We start from the raw sequence: 17,152 nt of genomic DNA, 5'->3' as shown, positions 1-17,152 counted from the left end.
GGGTTATCCTTTCACGGCGCCGGCGGCGATGCCGCGCACGAACCAGCGTCCGGAGATGAAGTAGATCGCCAGCGGCACCGCGGCCGTCAGGATGGTCGCGGCCATGTTGACGTTGTACAGGCGGGTGCCGGTGGTGGTGTTGATCACGTTGTTCAGCTGGACCGTCATCGGCAGGTTCTCGCGGCCGGCAAACACCAGGCCCAGGATGTAGTCGTTCCAGACGCCGGTGACTTGCATGATGGCGGCGACCACGATGATCGGCAGCGACATCGGCAGCATCACCTGGACAAAGATGCGCCAGAAGCCGCCGCCGTCGATGCGCGCGGCCTGGAACAGCTCGTGCGGCACGGAGGCGTAGTAGTTGCGGAACAGCAGCGTCATGAGCGGCATGCCGAAGATGACGTGCACCACCACGATCGCCGGCAGCGAACCGAACACGCCGGCATGCGCCATCATCCACACCAGCGGATAGATCATCACCTGCACCGGGATGAAGGCGCCGGCCAGCAGCACGCCGAACAGCAGGTTGGCGCCGCGCGGGCGCCAGAACGACAGCGCATAGCCGTTGACGGCGCCGAGCAGGATCGGGATCACGGTGCTGGGCACGGCGATCGCCACCGAATTCCAGAAGCCGTGGCTGACCGCGCCCCAGGCCGCGCGCCACGGTTCGAGCGTGGCGGCGTGGGGCAGGGCGAACACATTGCCCATCCTGATCTCGTCCATCGGCTTGAACGAGGTGATGATCATGACGTACAGCGGCAGCAAAAAGAACAGGGCGGCGCTGAACAGGAAGGCATGGACGCCCAGGCGCGCAGGCGTGAACAGGCGCCTGCGGCGCGCGGTGAGCGCAGCCTGGCTGGACATCGGCGGCGCGACCGCCTGCAGCGAATGGTGGCTCATGCGTGGCCTCCGTTCAGGCGCGCGCGGCGGCTGCGGGCATAGGCGTAGGGCGCGAGCAGGGCCAGCACCGGGATCAGGAGCGTCACCGCGCCGGCCGAGGCCAGGCCGACGTTCGAGCGCAGGAACAGGTGGTCCATGATGAACTTGGCCGGCACTTCGCTGGCGATGCCGGGCCCGCCCTGGGTCATCGCGACCACGGCGTCGAACAGTTTCACCACCGCGGTGGACAGCAGCAGGAACACGGTGGCAACCGACGGCCCCAGCATCGGTAGCACGATCTGAAGATACACCCGCCATGCCGGGATGCCGTCCAGGCGCGCGGCTTTATAGATCTCGGGATCGATGCCGCGCAGGCCAGCCAGCATCAGCGCCATCACCAGGCCCGAGGCCTGCCACACGGTGGCGATGACGACGGTGTAGATCACCAGGTCCTGGTGCACGATCCAGTCGAACGAGAAGCCTGGAAAGCCCATCCGGCGCACCGCGCCTTCGATGCCGCTGCCGGGCGCCAGCAGCCATTGCCATACGAGGCCGGTGGCGATGAAGGACATCGCGTACGGATACAGGAACACGGTGCGCAGCAGGCCCTCGCCCTTGACGTTCTGGTCGATGAAGACGGCCAGCAGGAAGCCGATCACCATGCAGGCCAGGATGAAGGCGACGCCGTAGACGGCGAGGTTGTGCAGCGACAGCAGCCAGCGCTCGTTGTCGAACAGGCGCACGTACTGCGCCGCGCCGATGAAGCTGTCGGAAGGGAAGGTGCGCGAGGCCGTAAACGAAGTGCGCAAGGTCCACAGCGCGCCGCCGATATAGGCGCCCAGCACCACCAGCGCCATCGGCACGAGGGCGAGATGGGGCGTGAGGCGGACGGGGCGGCGTTGGGCGAGCATGGCGTCAGTACTTGAGGGCGTTGGCGATGCTGCGCTGGACTTTATCCACCTTGATGTCCATGTTCCAGTAAGCGGTGAGGATGTCCTGCATGGCGCCGTTCTGGTCCGGGGTCAGGTAGACCTCGGTGACGCCCATCTGGCGGCTGCGGTCCTTGACGATCTCGATGCCCTTCTGCGCGCACACGTCGAGCTGCGACGCGTCGGCGTCGAGGCGCACCGGGATCGAGCCTTTCAGCTTGCTGAAGGCGACCTGCAGCCCGGGCTGCGACACGACGTTGGCCAGCAATTGCTGGGCCTTGATCGCGTCAGCCTTGTTCGTGCGCGGGAAGACGAAGACGTCGCCCTGCATCAGGTAGGGCGTATCGGGCTTGAGGCCCGGGATGCAGCCGTAGTGCTGGCCGGGCAGCTGGCCGGCATTGGTGAACTCGCCCTTGGCCCAGTCGCCCATCACCTGGAAGCCGGCACGGCCGGCGATGAGCATCGCGGTGGCGTCGTTCCAGTTGCGGCCCGGCGAACCGGGATCGACGTAGGACTTCATGCGCTTGAAGGCGAGCAGCACAGTGCGAAACTGCGGCGACAGGATGGTGGCCTGGTCGCGGTCGCGGATCACCTTCAGATACAGCTCGCGCCCGCCGATATTGGCCAGCAGGCTTGAAAACAGCACGGTCTCCTGCCACGACTGGCCGCCGTGGGCCAGCGGCACCAGCCCGGCGGCCTTCAATTTATCCAGGGCGGCGAACAGTTCGTCGATGCTGGCCGGTTCCTTGTCGATGCCGGCCTTGCGGAAGGCGGCCTTCGAATACCAGATCCAGGTCTGCATGTGGATGTTGAGCGGCACCGCGTAGTAGTGGCCGTTGTGCTTGATCACGTCGATCAGCGGCTCGGGCAGGATGCGATCCCAGTCCTGGGCCTTGGCGACCAGGTCGACGTTGTTGAGCATGTCCTGCTCGATGACGTCGGTGAACTGCTTGGAGGTGTTGAACTGGGCGGCGGTCGGCGGATTGCCGCCGATGATGCGGTTGATGGTGACGGCGCGCGACTGGTCGCCGCCGGCGATGGCGCTGTCGATCCACACGCCGCCGGCGGCGCGGTAAGCCTGGGCGACCTGCTTGACGGCGCTCGATTCGCCGCCGGAAGTCCACCAGTGGATCACTTCCGCTGTCGGCGCAGCGGCCTGGGCCGGCGCGACGGCCAGTCCAAGCGCGTAGGCAGCAGCGCACAGCCGTGCGCGGGCTGCAGCCGGAATGCGGGGTGTGACCATCGTGTCTCCATTGAACGCCATTATTTTTTGGCACGTTTGGAAACGTTACCATTGGCTTGCGCCGACTATAGCATCGGGTTAATTCTCGGTCAAACAAATCTTGCAATATGTAATTTTGACACGAATCTTCAGGATTTTTTCATGTGGCAAGTTGCCAAGAACCGATATTTACGCCGATACTCGCCGGATATTCGAGCCCGCGACGACGGGCGTTCGCACAAGACGAGGAGACAGATCATGCACGGCCCGATGGGAACCACCGAAATCTTTTTGATCGCGATGTTGCTGATCTTCGCCGTGCCCTATCTGATTTGGCGGCTCGGCAACACCGACTACTGGGCGCCGCTGGTGGTCGTGCAGATCATCACCGGCGTGCTGCTGGGGCCAGGCGTGCTTGGCAAGGCTTACCCGGAATACTATAGCTTTGTGTTCAACCCGCAGGTCATCCAGTGCCTGAACGGGATCGCCTGGTGGGCGGTCATGCTGTTCGTGATGCTGGCGGGGATCGAGCTGGACCTGAAAAAAGCCTGGGAGCACCGCCGCGAGAGCAGCATCACGGCCGGGCTGGCGCTGGGCGTGCCGCTGGCGTTCGGCGGGATCGCTGCCGCGGGCATGCTCGGCTATGCCGGCTGGATCGGCCCGCAGGCGCAAGACTGGCAATTCGTGCTGGGGGTGGGAATGGCTTGCGCGGTGACCGCGCTGCCGATCCTGATCCTGCTGATGGAAAAGCTGGACATCCTGCGCCAGCCGCTTGGCCAGCGCATCCTGCGCTACGCCAGCCTGGACGATATCGCGATCTGGGGCGTCCTGGCGCTGATCCTGCTCGATTGGGAGCGTGTGGGACGGCAACTGGGATTCTTCGTGGTATTCATCGTCGCCACCAGGCTGTTTCGCCGCATGATGGTGAGCATTCCCGAACGTGACCGCTGGTTCGCGATGCTCGTGTGGCTGATCGTGTGCGGCTTCAGCGCCGACTGGGCCGGGCTGCACTACATGGTGGGCGCCTTCCTGGCCGGCGCCGTCATGGATGCGGCCTGGTTCGACCAGAAGAAGCTCGATTTCCTGCGCCATAACGTGTTGCTGGTACTGATGCCCGTGTTCTTCCTGAGCACCGGCCTGCGCACCAACTGGGCAGTCGGCGGTGCGGCGGTGTTCGTCGCGGCGGCGGTGCTGCTGGCGGCCTCGGTATCGGGCAAGCTGGTGGGCGTGCGGATCGCCGGCCGCATGCTCGGCTGGAGCCGGCAAGAAGCCTCGATCATCGGCTGGCTGTTGCAGACCAAGGCGCTGATCATGATCATTTTCGCCAATATTTTGCTCGACAAGGGCGTGATTACGAGCGAAACCTTCACGGCGCTGCTGCTGATGGCGATCGGCAGCACCATGTTGACGATTCCGGTCGTTTATCCGAAGCTGCGGCGCGGCGTTGAGCTGGTGTTGAAAGCCAGGTAGGGACAGGGCGCGCCAGACAAAAAGCTCAGTTAGTGGACTGGGCTGCATGCGCATGCTTGGCGCCGACTGCAGGGCTCGAAGCCGCTACCTGATGATTACAAATCAGCGAACTGAAACATTCTGAATTGTTGATCGTTGTTGAGAATTTCCAGATAAGTGAAGGAAAATCAGTGACTTATGTGGACTTAGCGGGATTTGATGTTGAGTGATGTTGATTCTCATACGCTAAAATTTCCTACATAGTCACTACATGAACGGCCAGTATGAGATGGGACGACTTTACGAGCGCCCTGGTTGATGCGTTTAAGTGCGCTGAAGGTCGGCAGCAGAGCATCTACTGGGAAGGGAAGACCCCAGGTCTAGGCCTGCGGGTCACAGCCAGGTACGAAGTCATACATCTTTGAAACGACGCTCAACGGTAAGACGTTGAGGATCACAATTGGCGACGTTCGTACATGGACGATCAGCCAGGCGCAGGCAAAGGCGACTACATATAAAGCCCAGACCGACAGCGGTATAGATCCATGTAGACACTGCATGTGCGGCGTACCATCTCGGCCATAAGCCTCAAACATTGCGGGTATGGGCGTCGACGGAGCAGGGCCGATCCGTCCTGTACGAATCAATGAAAGACTGAGCTGGCCTATGGCTAAGATTCGTCATTTCCTCCATGGAACGCGTTATTATTCTTAATAATTAGCAATCGTGTTCAGACCTTGTCCACGACTTCACCAACGGCGAACTACCAAAAGTAAAAATGTCCCGATTTATCTGAAAAAACATATGAAAATCAAAGGCTTATGACAATTCTCTTGTCTAAACCATGGCTAAAATTGGCTAGTTTAGCTTAGGCTCACTGAGCTTATCCATGTTAGTCGGCACTCCGGCTATGCCAACTGAGTCGCCAAGCTGCCATATTGCTCCGGGCCCATATCCTACCGTCTTAAGCACACCTTCTTTACTCATGCTCGCCAAAAGGTTTTTTACCTTGTTCTTCTTCTGCCCATGAGTAAGCGCCTCTGGTAGTTTGTTCAGCAGTACTGCCTCCAGCTCAGCTCGTTTGCTAGACTTAAACGTTCGAAGATGCTGCAATACTAATTCGCGATAGTAACGGTTATCTAGGCCTTTGTTCAAAGTGTACTGAGCTTGCTCACCAATTACCGATGCGACTTGGGCTGAAACAAAGTAATTGGGTGCACGGCCTTCAATGAGCTTCGCCATTTTTAATGATTTTGCTTCTGGCAAGCTAATGGGATAATGCTTCTGAACTCTATCCAAAAGTACAACGTCCATCAACGAAAGATCTGGTTGTTGAATCAGTGCATACGTATACTTTTCATCGATAATATGGCCTGGTACGCGTACTTCCACACGTTGTTCGGCGCTGTTTATGGAGTAATCCGGCATAGGAAAGAAACGTTTACGCTGCTCGTTGAACATACGCCGTATCCCGCTACCGATTGTATCGATAAGCTTCAGTGAGACCATAGCCTGAACCAGACACGGATTTCTGTATTGCTCAGGGGAGTGGTCGGACGTTAAAAGCAGCTCTACTTTCCCTGGTAGAAAACTTCCCATGTTACTAAAGGCGAGCTCGTCTGGCTTTTCGATCACGTTAATCCGCGCTCCCAAAGCATAATCTTGATGAGCGATGCAATTTTGAAGAGCCTCACGGATGACCCAAGGATCATATTGCGGAACTTCGGTCGGGAACAAGGTGCCTGGCCGCATGTATCGAACGGTTAAGTTACGAACCTTCGAAAAAACCGAGTCAGGGACCAGTAGAAATGGCAACTTATAGTGATGATAATCGACCGCTGTCCCGTCTTTATCCTTCAATATCCAAGCAATCTGTGGTTGGAATGGCAGGTACTGAGCGGACTCCTCTGAGCCAAAGAGAAGAACTGCTGCACGGGTAAGATGCGTTGCTTTAGTAACTTTCAGCTTGGAAAGAAATGTAAAGTCATTCCAGCTACTCATCTCAGCTTCCAAATGAGGGTTTTTTTCCGCAAAAAGCACGCGTCCACGTAAAAGCGCTGCTTTATCGAGATCGTCGACCGTTACTTCACGAACAAGCTCGGCCGACCAGTCCGTACGAGTACGAAGCTGCGTCCATAACCTTGCTTCCTTGTCCGGATGCATTGCTAGTTTCACTTTAGAAGTCTCAAATCGGATGTATTCGACCTCATGAAAACTTGAAGGGTGGCCGACCGTGGCTGGGATACGCAAGACTACAAGTTTCTTACCCTCGTACTCGAGTTCCTCAAACCTGAAATCAATCTTCGGACGAAGATACTGATTTAACCATAAAGCTAACGGCTGAGTACCATTACCTTTTGCGGTAGAAGGGTTAAATTTCGTACCAACAACTGATTGCGAGCCATCCTCTATACCCCACAATACGTAGCCAAACGGTTCGCCGTCCAAGGCAGCAGCGTTAGAGAGCGCAGAGATGTACTCTCCAATCATATGCGGATCGACGTTATTGTGCTTGTACTCTACCCATTCGTGTTCGTTCTTTCCAGTTAGAAGGCGTTGGACTAACAGATAGAGGTCTGCAGCGTTCATGTCAAATCTTGTAAAAATAAACAGATGCAATCGCTTGCGCGTAGTGTCCTTTGCTTGGCGTAGTGTTAAGCAGAGCTTGCATGCTTTCCTACACGGCCCCTACACCGGACAACGAAGAGCTCATTTAAAAAAAGGGATCACATGCCAAGACATGCAACCCCTTGTTTCTTCTACTAATTTTGGTGCCGACTGCAGGACTCGAACCCGCCACCTGATGATTACAAATCAACTGCTCTACCTGATGAGCTAAGTCGGCATGACCTTAAGACAACGATTATACGCTATTTGATCCGGGTCAAGGTTGGACGGCCACCCTTCTTGGGCGGCTCGTCGTCGCCACCCGGCGTGGTCGGCGCCACATCGTCCACCACCGGCGAATCAACCCCTTTCGACGGCACCGCTGACAGCGCCGGCGCGGCAGGCGACGCCTCCGCTTCCGACGCAGGCGTCTCCGCCGCCGTCGTGGTCACCTCGAACGCCATCCCCTGGCCATTCTCATTGGCGTAAATCGCCAACACATTGTGCACCGGGATATAGATCTCGCGCGACACGCCATTGAAGCGCGCGCGGAAATGGATCGCGTCGTTGTCCATCTTCAGCCCCGACGTGGCGCCGAAGCTGATGTTCAGGATGATCTCGCCTTTCCGGACATACTCCATCGGCACCGTCGTTGCCCCGTCGACCTTGACGGCGATATAGGGCGTGAAGCCACTGTCCGTGCACCACTCGTAGATGGCGCGCAGTAGGTAGGGTTTGGTGGAAATTTCTGCCATGGTGGTGTTGTCTAGAAATACAGGCGTTTGCGCCAGTTTACCGGAAATCGTCCGAGGGACGTCCAAACCGGCGCGTGTGAAGCAATGGAGGAAACAATACAGCGAACAGGGCGGGACGCAGGCATCCCGCCCAGGCACATCAACGACGCATCACTTTCTCGGACGGGGTCAGCGCCTCGATGTAGGCTGGACGCGAGAAGATACGCTCCGCGTACTTCATCAGCGGCGCAGCAGTTTTCGACAGCTCGATGCCGTAGTGGTCCAGGCGCCAGAGCAGCGGGGCGATCGCCACGTCCAGCATCGAGAACTCGTCACCCAGCATGTACTTGTTCTTCAGGAACAGCGGAGCCAGCGTGGTCAGGCGATCGCGGATTTCCGCGCGTGCCTTGTCGTGGTTCTTGTCGTTCGCCTTGTTGCGCTCGCTTTCCAGCGTGTGCACGTGGACGAACAGCTCTTTCTCGAAGTTGAACAGCATCAGGCGGGCGCGGGCGCGCATCAGCGGGTCGGCCGGCATCAGCTGCGGGTGCGGGAAGCGCTCGTCGATGTACTCGTTGATGATGTTCGATTCGTACAGGATGAGTTCGCGCTCGACCAGGATCGGTACCTGGCCATATGGATTCATCGTCGAAATATCTTCCGGCTTGTTGAACAGGTCGACGTCGCGGACCTCGAAGTCCATGCCCTTTTCGAACAGGACGAGGCGGCAGCGTTGGGAAAACGGGCACGTGGTGCCGGAGTAGAGAACCATCATGGTTTATAGTTCCTTAAGAAACAAAGGGGTGGAGCGACAAAGCACCCTCACCCCAGAGAAATGATTGCCCGTATTATAGCCAAACGGGCAATGAAAGCGAATTACTTCACTTCTTTCCAGTACGATTCGTTCAAACGCCAGGTCAAGAACACGAAGACGGTCAGGAACAGCAGTACGATCACGCCCAGCTTTTTGCGGGTGGCCTGGGCCGGCTCGGCCATCCAGACCATGTACGCGACCAGGTCGGCCGTGGCTGCGTCGAACTCCTGCTGGCTCATGGTGCCCGGCGAGACTTGCTCGAAGCCGGCGAACTTCTGCACCATCTTGCCCGGCTCATGCGGATCGGCTTCTTCGGCGAACTTGGCGGTACGAATTCCCTGCTGCTGCCACATCGCGTGCGGCATCGCAACATTCGGCACCACCATATTATTCCAGCCGGTCGGGCGGGTCTCGTCCTGGTAGAAGGTGCGTAGATAGGTGTATAGGTAGTCGGCGCCGGAGCCCGCCGGCGAGGCCTTGGCGCGCGCGATCACCGACAGGTCCGGCGGCACCGCGCCGAACCAGGCCGCCGCATCTTTCGGGCGCATCGCCGTCGTCATCATATCCCCGACTTTGTCGGCAGAAAACAACAGATTATCGCGAATCTGGTCTTCTGACAGGCCCAGGTCGCGCAGGCGGTTGTAGCGCATCGAGGCTGCCGAATGGCAATTCAGGCAATAGTTGACGAAGATCTTGGCGCCGTTCTGCAACGACGCCAGGTCGTGGCGGTCCGGCGCCCGGTCCAGCGCAATGCCGCCCTCGGCGGCGAAAGCCAGTCCCGGCGCCAGCGCCAGGACTGCAATCAGTTTCTTTGCAAACAATTTCATGTCGTGTCCTTGTGCTCTGGTCCGGTGATCAATGCGGGGTGAAGGTGACACGGGTCGGCACCGGCTTGAAGGTGCCCATCGTGCTCCACCACGGCATCAGGAGGAAGAACGCAAAGTAGGCCAGCGTGCACACTTGCGACAGGATGGTGAAGGCCGGGGTCGGCAGCTGGGTGCCCAGGTAGCCCAGGGTCACGAACACGAGCGCGAACAGCGCGTAGATCCATTTGTGCCAGTCCGGACGATAACGCAGTGACTTGGCCGGCGAGTGGTCGAGCCATGGCAGGCCGGCGATGATCATCACCGACGAGCCGAACAGCACCACGCCCCAGAATTTCGCGTCCAGCACCTGCGGCAGCATGCCGATGATCAGGATCAGGCCGACCACGGCGATGATCGCCTTGGTGCGGAAGGCCAGGCGCGACTTGAGCCAGATGAAGGCCACGTACAGGGCCACGCCAGCCATCAGCACGTACATGAAGTCGGCCGTGGTGGCGCGCAGCACCGAGTAGAACGGGGTGAAATACCAGGTCGGCGCGATGTGCGCCGGCGTCTTCATCGAGTCGGCCGGCAAGAAGTTGTTGTACTCCAGGAAGTAGCCGCCCATCTCGGGTGCGAAGAACACGACAGCCGAGAACAGCAGCAGGAACACCGACACCCCGAACAAGTCCTTGGTGGTGTAGTAGGGGTGCGACGGGATGGCGTCGAGCGGATGGCCGTCCGGGCCCAGGTGTTCCTTGACCTCGATGCCGTCCGGGTTGCTCGAGCCCACTTCGTGCAGCGCCGTCAGGTGGGCGGCCACCAGGCCCAGGATCACCAGCGGCAGCGCGATCACGTGGAAGGCGAAGAAGCGGTTCAGGGTGGCGTCCGAGACGACGTAATCGCCGCGGATCCACAGCGACAGGTCTTCGCCGATCACGGGAATCGCGCCGAACAGGTTGACGATCACCTGGGCGCCCCAGTACGACATCTGCCCCCATGGCAGCAGGTAGCCGAAGAAGGCCTCGGCCATCAGGCACAGGAAGATGCCGAAGCCGAACAGCCAGACCAGCTCGCGCGGCTTGCGGTACGAGCCGTACATCAGGCCGCGCGCCATGTGCAGGTAGACCACGATGAAGAAGGCCGAGGCGCCGGTCGAGTGCAGATAGCGCACCAGCCAGCCCCACGGGACTTCACGCATGATGTATTCGACCGAGCCGAAGGCCAGCGCGGCGTCCGGCTTGTAGTGCATCGTCAGGAAGATGCCGGTGACGATCTGCAGCACCAGCACCAGGGCCGACAGCGAACCGAACAGATACCAGACGTTGAAATTCTTGGGGGCGTAGTACTTGCCCCATTGATCGTTCCACAGTTTCGAGGCCGGGAAGCGGTCGTCGACCCAGGCCAGGGCTTTCTGGGTCACCGGTGCGTCGTCCGGCAGCTTGGTCTCCTTGAATGCACCCATTTGTTATGCCTCGCCTTTCTCGTCTTTGCCGATCACCAGCTTGTTATCGGACAGATACATGTACGGGGGGACATCCATATTCGTCGGCGCCGGCTTGTTCTTGAACACGCGCGCAGAGAGGTCGAATGTCGAACCGTGGCAGGGGCACAGGAAGCCGCCCGGCCAGTCGTCGGGCAGGTTCGGCTGCGGGCCGGCGGCCAGGCGCGAGGAGGGCGAGCAGCCCAGGTGGGAGCAGATGCCGACCGTGACCAGCACCTCCTTGTGCTCGGCGCGCGAGCGGAATGCGTTCTTGGCGTATTCCGGCATCGGCAGCTGGAACACTTTTTCGGAGGCGGGATCGGCCAGTTCGCCCTGGTCCTTCTCGAGCGTGGCCATCATTTCAGGGGTGCGGCGCAGGATCCAGACCGGTTTGCCGCGCCATTCGACGACTTTCATTTCACCGGGAGCGACGTCGGCGATGTCGACTTCAACCGGGGCTCCCGCCGCTTTTGCGCGTTCGGAAGGCTGGAAGGTGCTGACCAGGGCTCCCGCCGTGGACACGCCGACGACGCCACCGGCCGCGCATGTCGCGACCAGCAATCCGCGTCGGCCCGGATCGACCTGCTTTTCATTACTCATACCAACCCCACTCCGTGAATATACGAATTATAAGAATTAATAGCGAGCTTCCAGCATTCAAAATTATATGTGAACGGCAATACCAGAGGGAAAAAAATTGTCTGGGCTACACGCTTTAGCAGAATGGTCTTTTGTGCTCCTGCAGCATTCGGCCGAAAGACAGGCTTTGGAGCGTTCGGGTATCATGCCATTGCTTGTATCAATAACGAATGGAGAAGTTCCAATGGCGATGCTTGATGAGTTCAAGAAGTTTGCGATGCGTGGCAATGTGATCGACCTTGCCGTCGGCGTGATCATCGGCGGCGCGTTCGCGCGCATTACCGACTCGCTGGTCAAGGACGTGGTCATGCCGCCGATCGGCGCAGTCTTGGGTGGACTCGATTTCGCCAACTATTATATTCCTCTCAATAACCAGGGCTATCACCTCCCCCTGGCAGAAGCGCAAAAGGCCGGTGCTGTGTTGGCGTACGGTAGTTTCTTGACTGTTTTGCTGAACTTTATCTTGCTCGCATTCATCATTTTCCAGATGGTGCGCGTGATTAACCGCTTGCGCGGCCCGGCCGAGGAGGCCAAACCCGCTGCTCCAGTGACGCCGGAAGACATCGTCCTGCTGCGCGAAATCCGGGATTCCCTTAAAAAGTGAAAGACGATCTGGTCCACGAGTTGCGGCGTCCGCATCCGTTGCGGCGTTTCTGGTTACTGTTCGCACAAACGGTAACGATCGCCCTGGCAGCCTGGTTCGTGGTGGCCGCGCTGCGGCCCGAATGGCTCGACAGGCCCGATACGGTCGCGGTCGGCACCCCGGCCAATCCGGTCCCGATGCTGCAAGCGCCGCCGCGCGCGGCGGGCGGCAGTTACCGCGCTGCCGCCGCCAAGGCGATGCCGGCCGTGGTCAATATCTACACGAGCAAGGCTTCGCGCCAAGCGCATCCTTTATTACGGGATCCGTTTTTCCGCCGTTTCTTCGGCGACCGCGCGCCGCCCGACGAGCAGCTGGCCAGCCTCGGTTCCGGCGTCATCGTCAGCAGCGATGGTTATATCCTGACCAATTTCCATGTGATCGACGGCGCCGACGCCATCGAGGTCGGCCTGGCCGATGGCCGCAAGGCCGCCGCGCGCCTGGTCGGCACCGATCCCGAGACCGACCTGGCCGTGATCCGCGTGAGCGAGCGCAACCTGCCGGTGATGGTGCTGGGCGACCCCGACCAGGCGCAGGTGGGCGACGTGGTGTTGGCGATCGGCAACCCCTTCGGTGTCGGCCAGACCGTCACCCTGGGCATCATCTCGGCGCTGGGCCGCAACAACCTGCACATCAATCACTTCGAGAATTTCATCCAGACCGATGCCGCGATCAATTTCGGCAACTCGGGCGGGGCCTTGGTCGATACCGAAGGCAATTTGCTGGGCATTAATGCGGCAATCTATTCGCAGACCGGCGGCTCGGTGGGGATCGGCTTCGCGATTCCCGTGTCCACCGCCAAGAACGTGCTCGATTCGATCGTCAAGCATGGCAGCGTGGTGCGCGGCTGGATCGGCATCGAATCGCAGGACATCACGCCCGAACTGGCGGACAGCTTCGGTTTGGCCAAGAAGAGCGGCGCCATCATCGCCGGCGTGGTGCGCGGCGGGCCGGCCGACCGTGCCGGCATCTTGCCGGGCGATATCCTGGTGGCGGTCGGCGGCGAGCAGGTGACCGATACCAGCGAAATGCTGAACCTGATCGCCAAGCTCGCGCCCGGCGCCAAGACGCAAATGACCATCCTGCGCAAGCGGCGCGAAGCCACGGTCGATGTGACGGTGGGCCGCCGGCCGCGCCAGGCGCCCTGAATCCTTTTTATCGACACCCTGAACCACCATGCATCTGCGCGACCTGACGCAATTTCTCACCGAACTGAGCGAAAACAACAACCGGCCCTGGTTTCTTTGGAACAAGCCGCGCTATGACATCCTGCGCACCGAATTCGAGGAAACGGTCACGGAACTGATCAAGGCCCTGACCAGGTTCGACAAGCAGGTGGCGGCCTGCAATCCCAAGAAGGCGATGTTCCGGATCCACCGCGACACCCGTTTTTCGAAGGACAAGACGCCCTATAAAACCCGCTTCTCGGCCGGCATCACGCCGCACGACAAGCGCCGCCCGAGCGCGGGCGGCGGTTCGACCTATTATTTTCAAATCGAGCGCGACGGCACCCTGGGTTTTGGCGTCGGGGAATACCTGCCGCCGCCGGCGCGCCTGAAGGCGATCCGCGAGCACGTGGTCAACGATGCGACGGGTTTCGCCAAAGTGTTGAAGAATAAGCATCTGAGCGCCACCTATAACGACATGCTGGAAGAGGACAAGTTGCAGCGTCCTCCCAAGGGCTTCGATCCCGATCATCCGCATGTCGACTACCTGAAACTGAAAAGCTTCTTCGTGTGGACCGAGGTGAAACTGGACCTGAACGCACCGGATCAACTGGTGCCGCGGTTGGCGCAAGGGTTCCAGGACGCCTATGCGCTGGTCAGCTGGCTGCGCAGCGTGCCGGAACCGCAAGAGGAAGCGACAAGCAAATAGAGGAGGGCGACATGGCCTTGCATCACGCAGCATCCGGCGAAAAGATTGCTTTGAAACGCGGCGACGACGACATCGCCCATTTCACCTCGGTGGCCCTGGTCAAGACCGAGCACATGGAACTGATCCGGCTGGTGCTGCCGGTCGAACGGCCCATTCCCGAGCACCGGGTCGACGGCGAGGTGACCATCGTCTGCCTGGAGGGCGAGATCGCGATCGACGCCCACGGCAAGACGACCATCCTGCAGCCGAACGAGATGGTCTACCTGGCGGGCGGCGTGCCGCACACGATCCGCGCGCTGAAGGACGCGGTGGCCCTGATGACCATCCTGATGGGGCCGGAGCGTTCGGGCGGACCGAGCGACGATCCGAGTGGGGCGCGGCCTCAGTGATTTTGACGCTCGTGGTTTGCACGCGACTTGGACTCCCGCCTTCGCGGGAGTGACGTGCGTACATGGTGGGTCGTGGTCAAGTTCATAGCCCGCAGCGTCAGAACGTCGTTCCCGCGTAGGCGGGAACCCAAGTCACCGTGAGCAGCCCGATCGCCCGATCCGGCCGCCCACCTCACCAAATCACGCCAACTCCACTCGCGGATCGCGCGCCAGCAGCTGCGCCGCCATCTGCGCCGCATCCACGCCGTCGAACAGCACGCTGGCCACCGCTTCGGTGATCGGCATGTCGACTTCCATCCGGCGCGCCAGTTCGCGCACCGCCTTGGCGCAGGGCACGCCCTCGGCCACATGGCCCAGTTCTGCCACGATCGTGTCCAGCGCCTTGCCTTGGGCCAGCGCCAGGCCGACTCTCCGGTTGCGCGACAGGTCGCCGGTGCAGGTCAGGATCAGGTCGCCCATTCCCGACAGCCCCATGAAGGTGCCGGGCTGGGCGCCGAGCGCCAGCCCGAGGCGGGTGATCTCGGCCAGGCCGCGCGTGATCAGGGCCGCACGCGCGTTCAGGCCCAGTCCCAGGCCATCGGCGACGCCGGTGGCGATCGCCATCACGTTCTTGACCGCGCCGCCGACTTCCACGCCAATCAGGTCGTCGTGCGAGTAGACGCGCAGGTTGTCGCCATGGGCCGCGGCCACCACGCGCTCGCGCAGCTCGGCCGAGCTCGATGCCACGGTCAGCGCGCACGGCAGGCCGCGCGCCACTTCCTGGGCGAACGAGGGCCCGGACAGCGCCGCGCCCGGGACACTGTCGCCCAGCACTTGCGCCACCACCTGGTGCGGCAGCAGGCCGGTGCCGGCTTCGAAGCCCTTGCACAGCCAGACGACGTTCGGGATCGGGCGGCCGCGCAATTGTTCAAGCAGCGGACGCAGGCCGGCCACCGGGCAGGCCAGGATCAGGAGCGGCGCGTCGTGCGCGGCGCCGGATGTCAAGTGGGCGAGCGCCGCCTCGAAGTCGGCGCTCACGCGCAAGGCCGGGGGCAGCGGGTGGCCCGGCAGGTAGGCCAGGTTGTCGCGCGCGGCCTCGATATCGGCCATCTGCTGTCGATTGCGGCCCCACAGCAGCACGTCGTGGCGCGCGGCCAGCGCGATGGCCACGGCCGTGCCCCAGGCGCCGGCGCCGAGGACGGTGATCTTGGTAGGGGGTTTGTTCTGTTGCATGGAACTCCTGGAGTGGATTTACAGGCCCCAGATGTCCGAGACCTTGATATAGCCGACAACGCCGTCGCGATGGCGCACGCGCGCCCAGACGATGGCATGGGGATCGGCCAGTTCAAGTAAAACGCCCTTGTCGGCGGTCATCAGGACCGCCGAGGTTTCGTCCGGGCCCGAATGGACCCGGCCTCCGGGCGTGCGTACCAGCACATTGCGCTGGGCCGCCAGGCCCCGGGCCTGGGTCCAGGCCACGTCGCCGTTCATGTCGCGCACCTTGACCCAGTCGCCATAGGTGCTCATGACCTGGAGCGGCATGCCGGGCGGCGCCAGATAGAGTTTGTCGCCCTTGGCCGACGGTGTCCCGTACAGGATCGCCGGAGCGGCGCCGACCGTCCTGAAATCGAAGGCGTGCGCACCTGGCGCGACCAGCACTGTCATCGCCAACAGTGGAGCAGCTGCAAGTGGTCGGGGAAAGCGCATGGCGGGCCTGGATGGTGGGTGAACCGCGACGCCGGAAGGCTGGCACGGACGCGGCACGCGCCGCGTCCGTGAAGATGGTGCTTAGTTCCTTAGTTCGCCGGTGCGGCGGCGGCTTCGGCCATGGCCGCGGCGCGCTGCTGGTAGAACGCTTCGAAGTTGATCTCGGCCAGGTGGACCGGCGGGAAGCCGGCGCGGCTGATCACGTCGGCGATGTTCGCGCGCAGGTAAGGGTAGATGATGTTCGGGCAGCCGATGCCCAGCAGCGGATCCATCTGCTCGGCCGGGATGTTGCGGGCTTCGAAGATGCCAGCCTGCTTGCCTTCCACCAGGAACGCGACCTTGTCCTTGACCTTGGCGGTGACGGTGATCGTCACGGTCGACTCGTAGATGCCTTCGGCGATGCTTTCGGCGCCGACGTCGAGCGACACTTCGATTGCCGGCGCTTCCTGCTCCAGGAAGATCGATGGCGAATTCGGTTGCTCCAGCGACATGTCTTTCAGGTAGACGCGTTGGATTTGGAATACTGGTTGCAGGTTTTCGTCAGACATGGAACGCTTTCTAGTAATGGTGGGAAGCGGCTCGCCAGGTTGGCAGGCCACTCCGGGTGCTTTGGTCGAGCGCGACAACGGGGCCGGGCCCGACTCCGGGTCAAACGCGACGACAATTGTATCAAAACCAACTAAGAAGCAATAGCGGCTTTGCCGCCCGCCGCCCGCGCTCAGGCCAATTAGCTTACTCGCCCTTGAGCATCGGGTCCAGGCGTCCGGCCTGGTCCAGCGCATACAAATCGTCGAAACCGCCGACGTGGGTGTCGCCAACGTAGATCTGCGGAACGGTGCGGCGACCGGTGCGCTGCATCATGATCTGGCGCTGTTCCGGGTCGAGGTCGACGCGGATGCGCTCGATGTCATGCACACCCTTGGCCTCGAGCAGGCGCTCGGCGCGCACGCAATAGGGGCAGGCTGCGGTGTGGTAGAGAACGACGTGGGCTGTCATGCTGAATCCT

The 17,152-nt window shown here is 61.0% G+C and carries 19 protein-coding genes and 1 tRNA gene; 6 read left to right on the top strand and 14 right to left on the bottom strand.

The window, feature by feature from the left end; all coding sequences use genetic code 11:
* Window positions 1-3 precede the first annotated feature (3 nt).
* The 3 genes from ACZ9AQ_RS01420 to ACZ9AQ_RS01410 are packed head-to-tail and all read right to left on the bottom strand — an operon-like array spanning window position 4 to window position 3,051.
* On the bottom strand, window positions 4-900 hold the full coding sequence (locus ACZ9AQ_RS01420) for a carbohydrate ABC transporter permease (RefSeq protein WP_429201345.1): 897 nt from the start codon (window positions 898-900) through the stop codon (window positions 4-6).
* Complete coding sequence (locus ACZ9AQ_RS01415; protein ID WP_429201346.1) at window positions 897-1,790, bottom strand: carbohydrate ABC transporter permease; 894 nt, start codon at window positions 1,788-1,790, stop codon at window positions 897-899. Before ACZ9AQ_RS01415 ends, ACZ9AQ_RS01420 begins: the two co-directional genes overlap by 4 nt.
* A 4-nt stretch (window positions 1,791-1,794) precedes the next feature.
* Window positions 1,795-3,051 (bottom strand): ABC transporter substrate-binding protein, encoded by a 1,257-nt coding sequence (locus ACZ9AQ_RS01410; protein ID WP_429201348.1) that lies wholly within the window; start codon window positions 3,049-3,051, stop codon window positions 1,795-1,797.
* A 237-nt stretch (window positions 3,052-3,288) separates the two neighbouring features.
* Between ACZ9AQ_RS01410 and ACZ9AQ_RS01405 the strand changes: the two genes are divergently transcribed.
* Together ACZ9AQ_RS01405 and ACZ9AQ_RS01400 are read left to right on the top strand one after the other, a co-directional pair.
* Entirely contained in the window at window positions 3,289-4,500 is a 1,212-nt protein-coding gene (locus tag ACZ9AQ_RS01405; protein WP_429201349.1) for a cation:proton antiporter, read from the top strand.
* Window positions 4,501-4,926: 426 nt separating this feature from the next.
* A complete protein-coding gene (locus ACZ9AQ_RS01400) occupies window positions 4,927-5,064 on the top strand; it encodes a hypothetical protein (protein ID WP_429201351.1) in 138 nt (45 codons plus the stop codon).
* 273 nt (window positions 5,065-5,337) lie between these two features.
* Here the strand turns inward: ACZ9AQ_RS01400 and ACZ9AQ_RS01395 are convergent, their stop codons facing one another.
* The 7 genes from ACZ9AQ_RS01395 to petA form a co-directional block, all read right to left on the bottom strand.
* Window positions 5,338-7,068 carry an RNA-binding domain-containing protein gene (locus ACZ9AQ_RS01395; RefSeq protein WP_429201353.1) on the bottom strand — a complete coding sequence of 577 codons (1,731 nt, stop codon included), beginning with the start codon at window positions 7,066-7,068 and terminating at the stop codon, window positions 5,338-5,340.
* A gap of 180 nt (window positions 7,069-7,248) precedes the next feature.
* Window positions 7,249-7,324: transfer RNA gene (locus ACZ9AQ_RS01390), tRNA-Thr, on the bottom strand.
* Between the two features lie 25 nt (window positions 7,325-7,349).
* Window positions 7,350-7,841, bottom strand: coding sequence for a ClpXP protease specificity-enhancing factor (locus tag ACZ9AQ_RS01385; protein WP_429201355.1), 492 nt, complete (start codon window positions 7,839-7,841; stop codon window positions 7,350-7,352).
* A 139-nt stretch (window positions 7,842-7,980) separates the two neighbouring features.
* Window positions 7,981-8,592, bottom strand: a complete 612-nt coding sequence (locus ACZ9AQ_RS01380) for a glutathione S-transferase N-terminal domain-containing protein (protein WP_005663771.1) — start codon at window positions 8,590-8,592, stop codon at window positions 7,981-7,983.
* A gap of 101 nt (window positions 8,593-8,693) precedes the next feature.
* The gene (locus ACZ9AQ_RS01375) at window positions 8,694-9,458 is read right to left on the bottom strand and encodes a cytochrome c1 (RefSeq protein WP_429201357.1); all 765 of its coding nucleotides are present in this window, start codon (window positions 9,456-9,458) and stop codon (window positions 8,694-8,696) included.
* Between the two features lie 28 nt (window positions 9,459-9,486).
* Complete coding sequence (locus ACZ9AQ_RS01370) at window positions 9,487-10,899, bottom strand: cytochrome b (protein ID WP_429201359.1); 1,413 nt, start codon at window positions 10,897-10,899, stop codon at window positions 9,487-9,489.
* A gap of 3 nt (window positions 10,900-10,902) precedes the next feature.
* Window positions 10,903-11,517, bottom strand: coding sequence for a ubiquinol-cytochrome c reductase iron-sulfur subunit (petA, locus tag ACZ9AQ_RS01365; protein ID WP_429201361.1), 615 nt, complete (start codon window positions 11,515-11,517; stop codon window positions 10,903-10,905).
* 223 nt (window positions 11,518-11,740) lie between these two features.
* Here petA and mscL point away from each other — a divergent pair, with 223 nt between their 5' ends.
* From mscL to ACZ9AQ_RS01345, 4 genes are read left to right on the top strand one after another with little or no spacing between them, the layout of a single operon-like run.
* Complete coding sequence (gene mscL, locus ACZ9AQ_RS01360; RefSeq protein WP_429201362.1) at window positions 11,741-12,160, top strand: large conductance mechanosensitive channel protein MscL; 420 nt, start codon at window positions 11,741-11,743, stop codon at window positions 12,158-12,160.
* A 38-nt stretch (window positions 12,161-12,198) separates the two neighbouring features.
* Window positions 12,199-13,344 (top strand): Do family serine endopeptidase, encoded by a 1,146-nt coding sequence (locus ACZ9AQ_RS01355; protein ID WP_429201785.1) that lies wholly within the window; start codon window positions 12,199-12,201, stop codon window positions 13,342-13,344.
* 28 nt (window positions 13,345-13,372) lie between these two features.
* The gene (locus tag ACZ9AQ_RS01350) at window positions 13,373-14,071 is read left to right on the top strand and encodes a DUF2461 domain-containing protein (protein WP_429201363.1); all 699 of its coding nucleotides are present in this window, start codon (window positions 13,373-13,375) and stop codon (window positions 14,069-14,071) included.
* 11 nt (window positions 14,072-14,082) lie between these two features.
* Complete coding sequence (locus ACZ9AQ_RS01345) at window positions 14,083-14,460, top strand: cupin domain-containing protein (protein ID WP_429201365.1); 378 nt, start codon at window positions 14,083-14,085, stop codon at window positions 14,458-14,460.
* A 180-nt stretch (window positions 14,461-14,640) separates the two neighbouring features.
* Here ACZ9AQ_RS01345 and ACZ9AQ_RS01340 read toward each other — a convergent pair whose 3' ends face one another.
* From ACZ9AQ_RS01340 to grxC, 4 genes are all read right to left on the bottom strand, one after another.
* Complete coding sequence (locus tag ACZ9AQ_RS01340; RefSeq protein WP_429201366.1) at window positions 14,641-15,672, bottom strand: NAD(P)H-dependent glycerol-3-phosphate dehydrogenase; 1,032 nt, start codon at window positions 15,670-15,672, stop codon at window positions 14,641-14,643.
* Window positions 15,673-15,690: 18 nt separating this feature from the next.
* Entirely contained in the window at window positions 15,691-16,104 is a 414-nt protein-coding gene (locus ACZ9AQ_RS01335) for an SH3 domain-containing protein (RefSeq protein WP_429201787.1), read from the bottom strand.
* A 131-nt stretch (window positions 16,105-16,235) separates the two neighbouring features.
* Window positions 16,236-16,694, bottom strand: coding sequence for a protein-export chaperone SecB (gene secB / locus ACZ9AQ_RS01330; RefSeq protein ID WP_429201368.1), 459 nt, complete (start codon window positions 16,692-16,694; stop codon window positions 16,236-16,238).
* 184 nt (window positions 16,695-16,878) lie between these two features.
* Complete coding sequence (grxC, locus tag ACZ9AQ_RS01325) at window positions 16,879-17,142, bottom strand: glutaredoxin 3 (RefSeq protein WP_005663754.1); 264 nt, start codon at window positions 17,140-17,142, stop codon at window positions 16,879-16,881.
* Between the last annotated feature and the right edge of the window lie 10 nt (window positions 17,143-17,152).

It is taken from the genome of Massilia sp. UYP34, assembly GCF_056279385.1.
The sequence above is the reverse complement of the archived record's forward strand: the minus strand, read 5'-3'. Positions and strand labels throughout refer to the sequence as shown.

What these genes read in the sequence shown, in the direction of transcription:
- ACZ9AQ_RS01415 (WP_429201346.1), bottom strand. Translation starts at nt 1,790, where the DNA reads ATGCTCGCCCAACGCCGCCCCGTCCGCCTCACGCCCCATCTCGCCCTC.
- ACZ9AQ_RS01375 (WP_429201357.1), bottom strand. Translation starts at nt 9,458, where the DNA reads ATGAAATTGTTTGCAAAGAAACTGATTGCAGTCCTGGCGCTGGCGCCG.
- ACZ9AQ_RS01345 (WP_429201365.1), top strand. Translation starts at nt 14,083, where the DNA reads ATGGCCTTGCATCACGCAGCATCCGGCGAAAAGATTGCTTTGAAACGC.
- ACZ9AQ_RS01370 (WP_429201359.1), bottom strand. Translation starts at nt 10,899, where the DNA reads ATGGGTGCATTCAAGGAGACCAAGCTGCCGGACGACGCACCGGTGACC.
- ACZ9AQ_RS01340 (WP_429201366.1), bottom strand. Translation starts at nt 15,672, where the DNA reads ATGCAACAGAACAAACCCCCTACCAAGATCACCGTCCTCGGCGCCGGC.
- secB (WP_429201368.1), bottom strand. Translation starts at nt 16,694, where the DNA reads ATGTCTGACGAAAACCTGCAACCAGTATTCCAAATCCAACGCGTCTAC.
- mscL (WP_429201362.1), top strand. Translation starts at nt 11,741, where the DNA reads ATGGCGATGCTTGATGAGTTCAAGAAGTTTGCGATGCGTGGCAATGTG.
- ACZ9AQ_RS01420 (WP_429201345.1), bottom strand. Translation starts at nt 900, where the DNA reads ATGAGCCACCATTCGCTGCAGGCGGTCGCGCCGCCGATGTCCAGCCAG.
- grxC (WP_005663754.1), bottom strand. Translation starts at nt 17,142, where the DNA reads ATGACAGCCCACGTCGTTCTCTACCACACCGCAGCCTGCCCCTATTGC.
- ACZ9AQ_RS01395 (WP_429201353.1), bottom strand. Translation starts at nt 7,068, where the DNA reads ATGAACGCTGCAGACCTCTATCTGTTAGTCCAACGCCTTCTAACTGGA.
- ACZ9AQ_RS01335 (WP_429201787.1), bottom strand. Translation starts at nt 16,104, where the DNA reads ATGACAGTGCTGGTCGCGCCAGGTGCGCACGCCTTCGATTTCAGGACG.
- ACZ9AQ_RS01405 (WP_429201349.1), top strand. Translation starts at nt 3,289, where the DNA reads ATGCACGGCCCGATGGGAACCACCGAAATCTTTTTGATCGCGATGTTG.
- petA (WP_429201361.1), bottom strand. Translation starts at nt 11,517, where the DNA reads ATGAGTAATGAAAAGCAGGTCGATCCGGGCCGACGCGGATTGCTGGTC.
- ACZ9AQ_RS01385 (WP_429201355.1), bottom strand. Translation starts at nt 7,841, where the DNA reads ATGGCAGAAATTTCCACCAAACCCTACCTACTGCGCGCCATCTACGAG.
- ACZ9AQ_RS01350 (WP_429201363.1), top strand. Translation starts at nt 13,373, where the DNA reads ATGCATCTGCGCGACCTGACGCAATTTCTCACCGAACTGAGCGAAAAC.
- ACZ9AQ_RS01380 (WP_005663771.1), bottom strand. Translation starts at nt 8,592, where the DNA reads ATGATGGTTCTCTACTCCGGCACCACGTGCCCGTTTTCCCAACGCTGC.
- ACZ9AQ_RS01410 (WP_429201348.1), bottom strand. Translation starts at nt 3,051, where the DNA reads ATGGTCACACCCCGCATTCCGGCTGCAGCCCGCGCACGGCTGTGCGCT.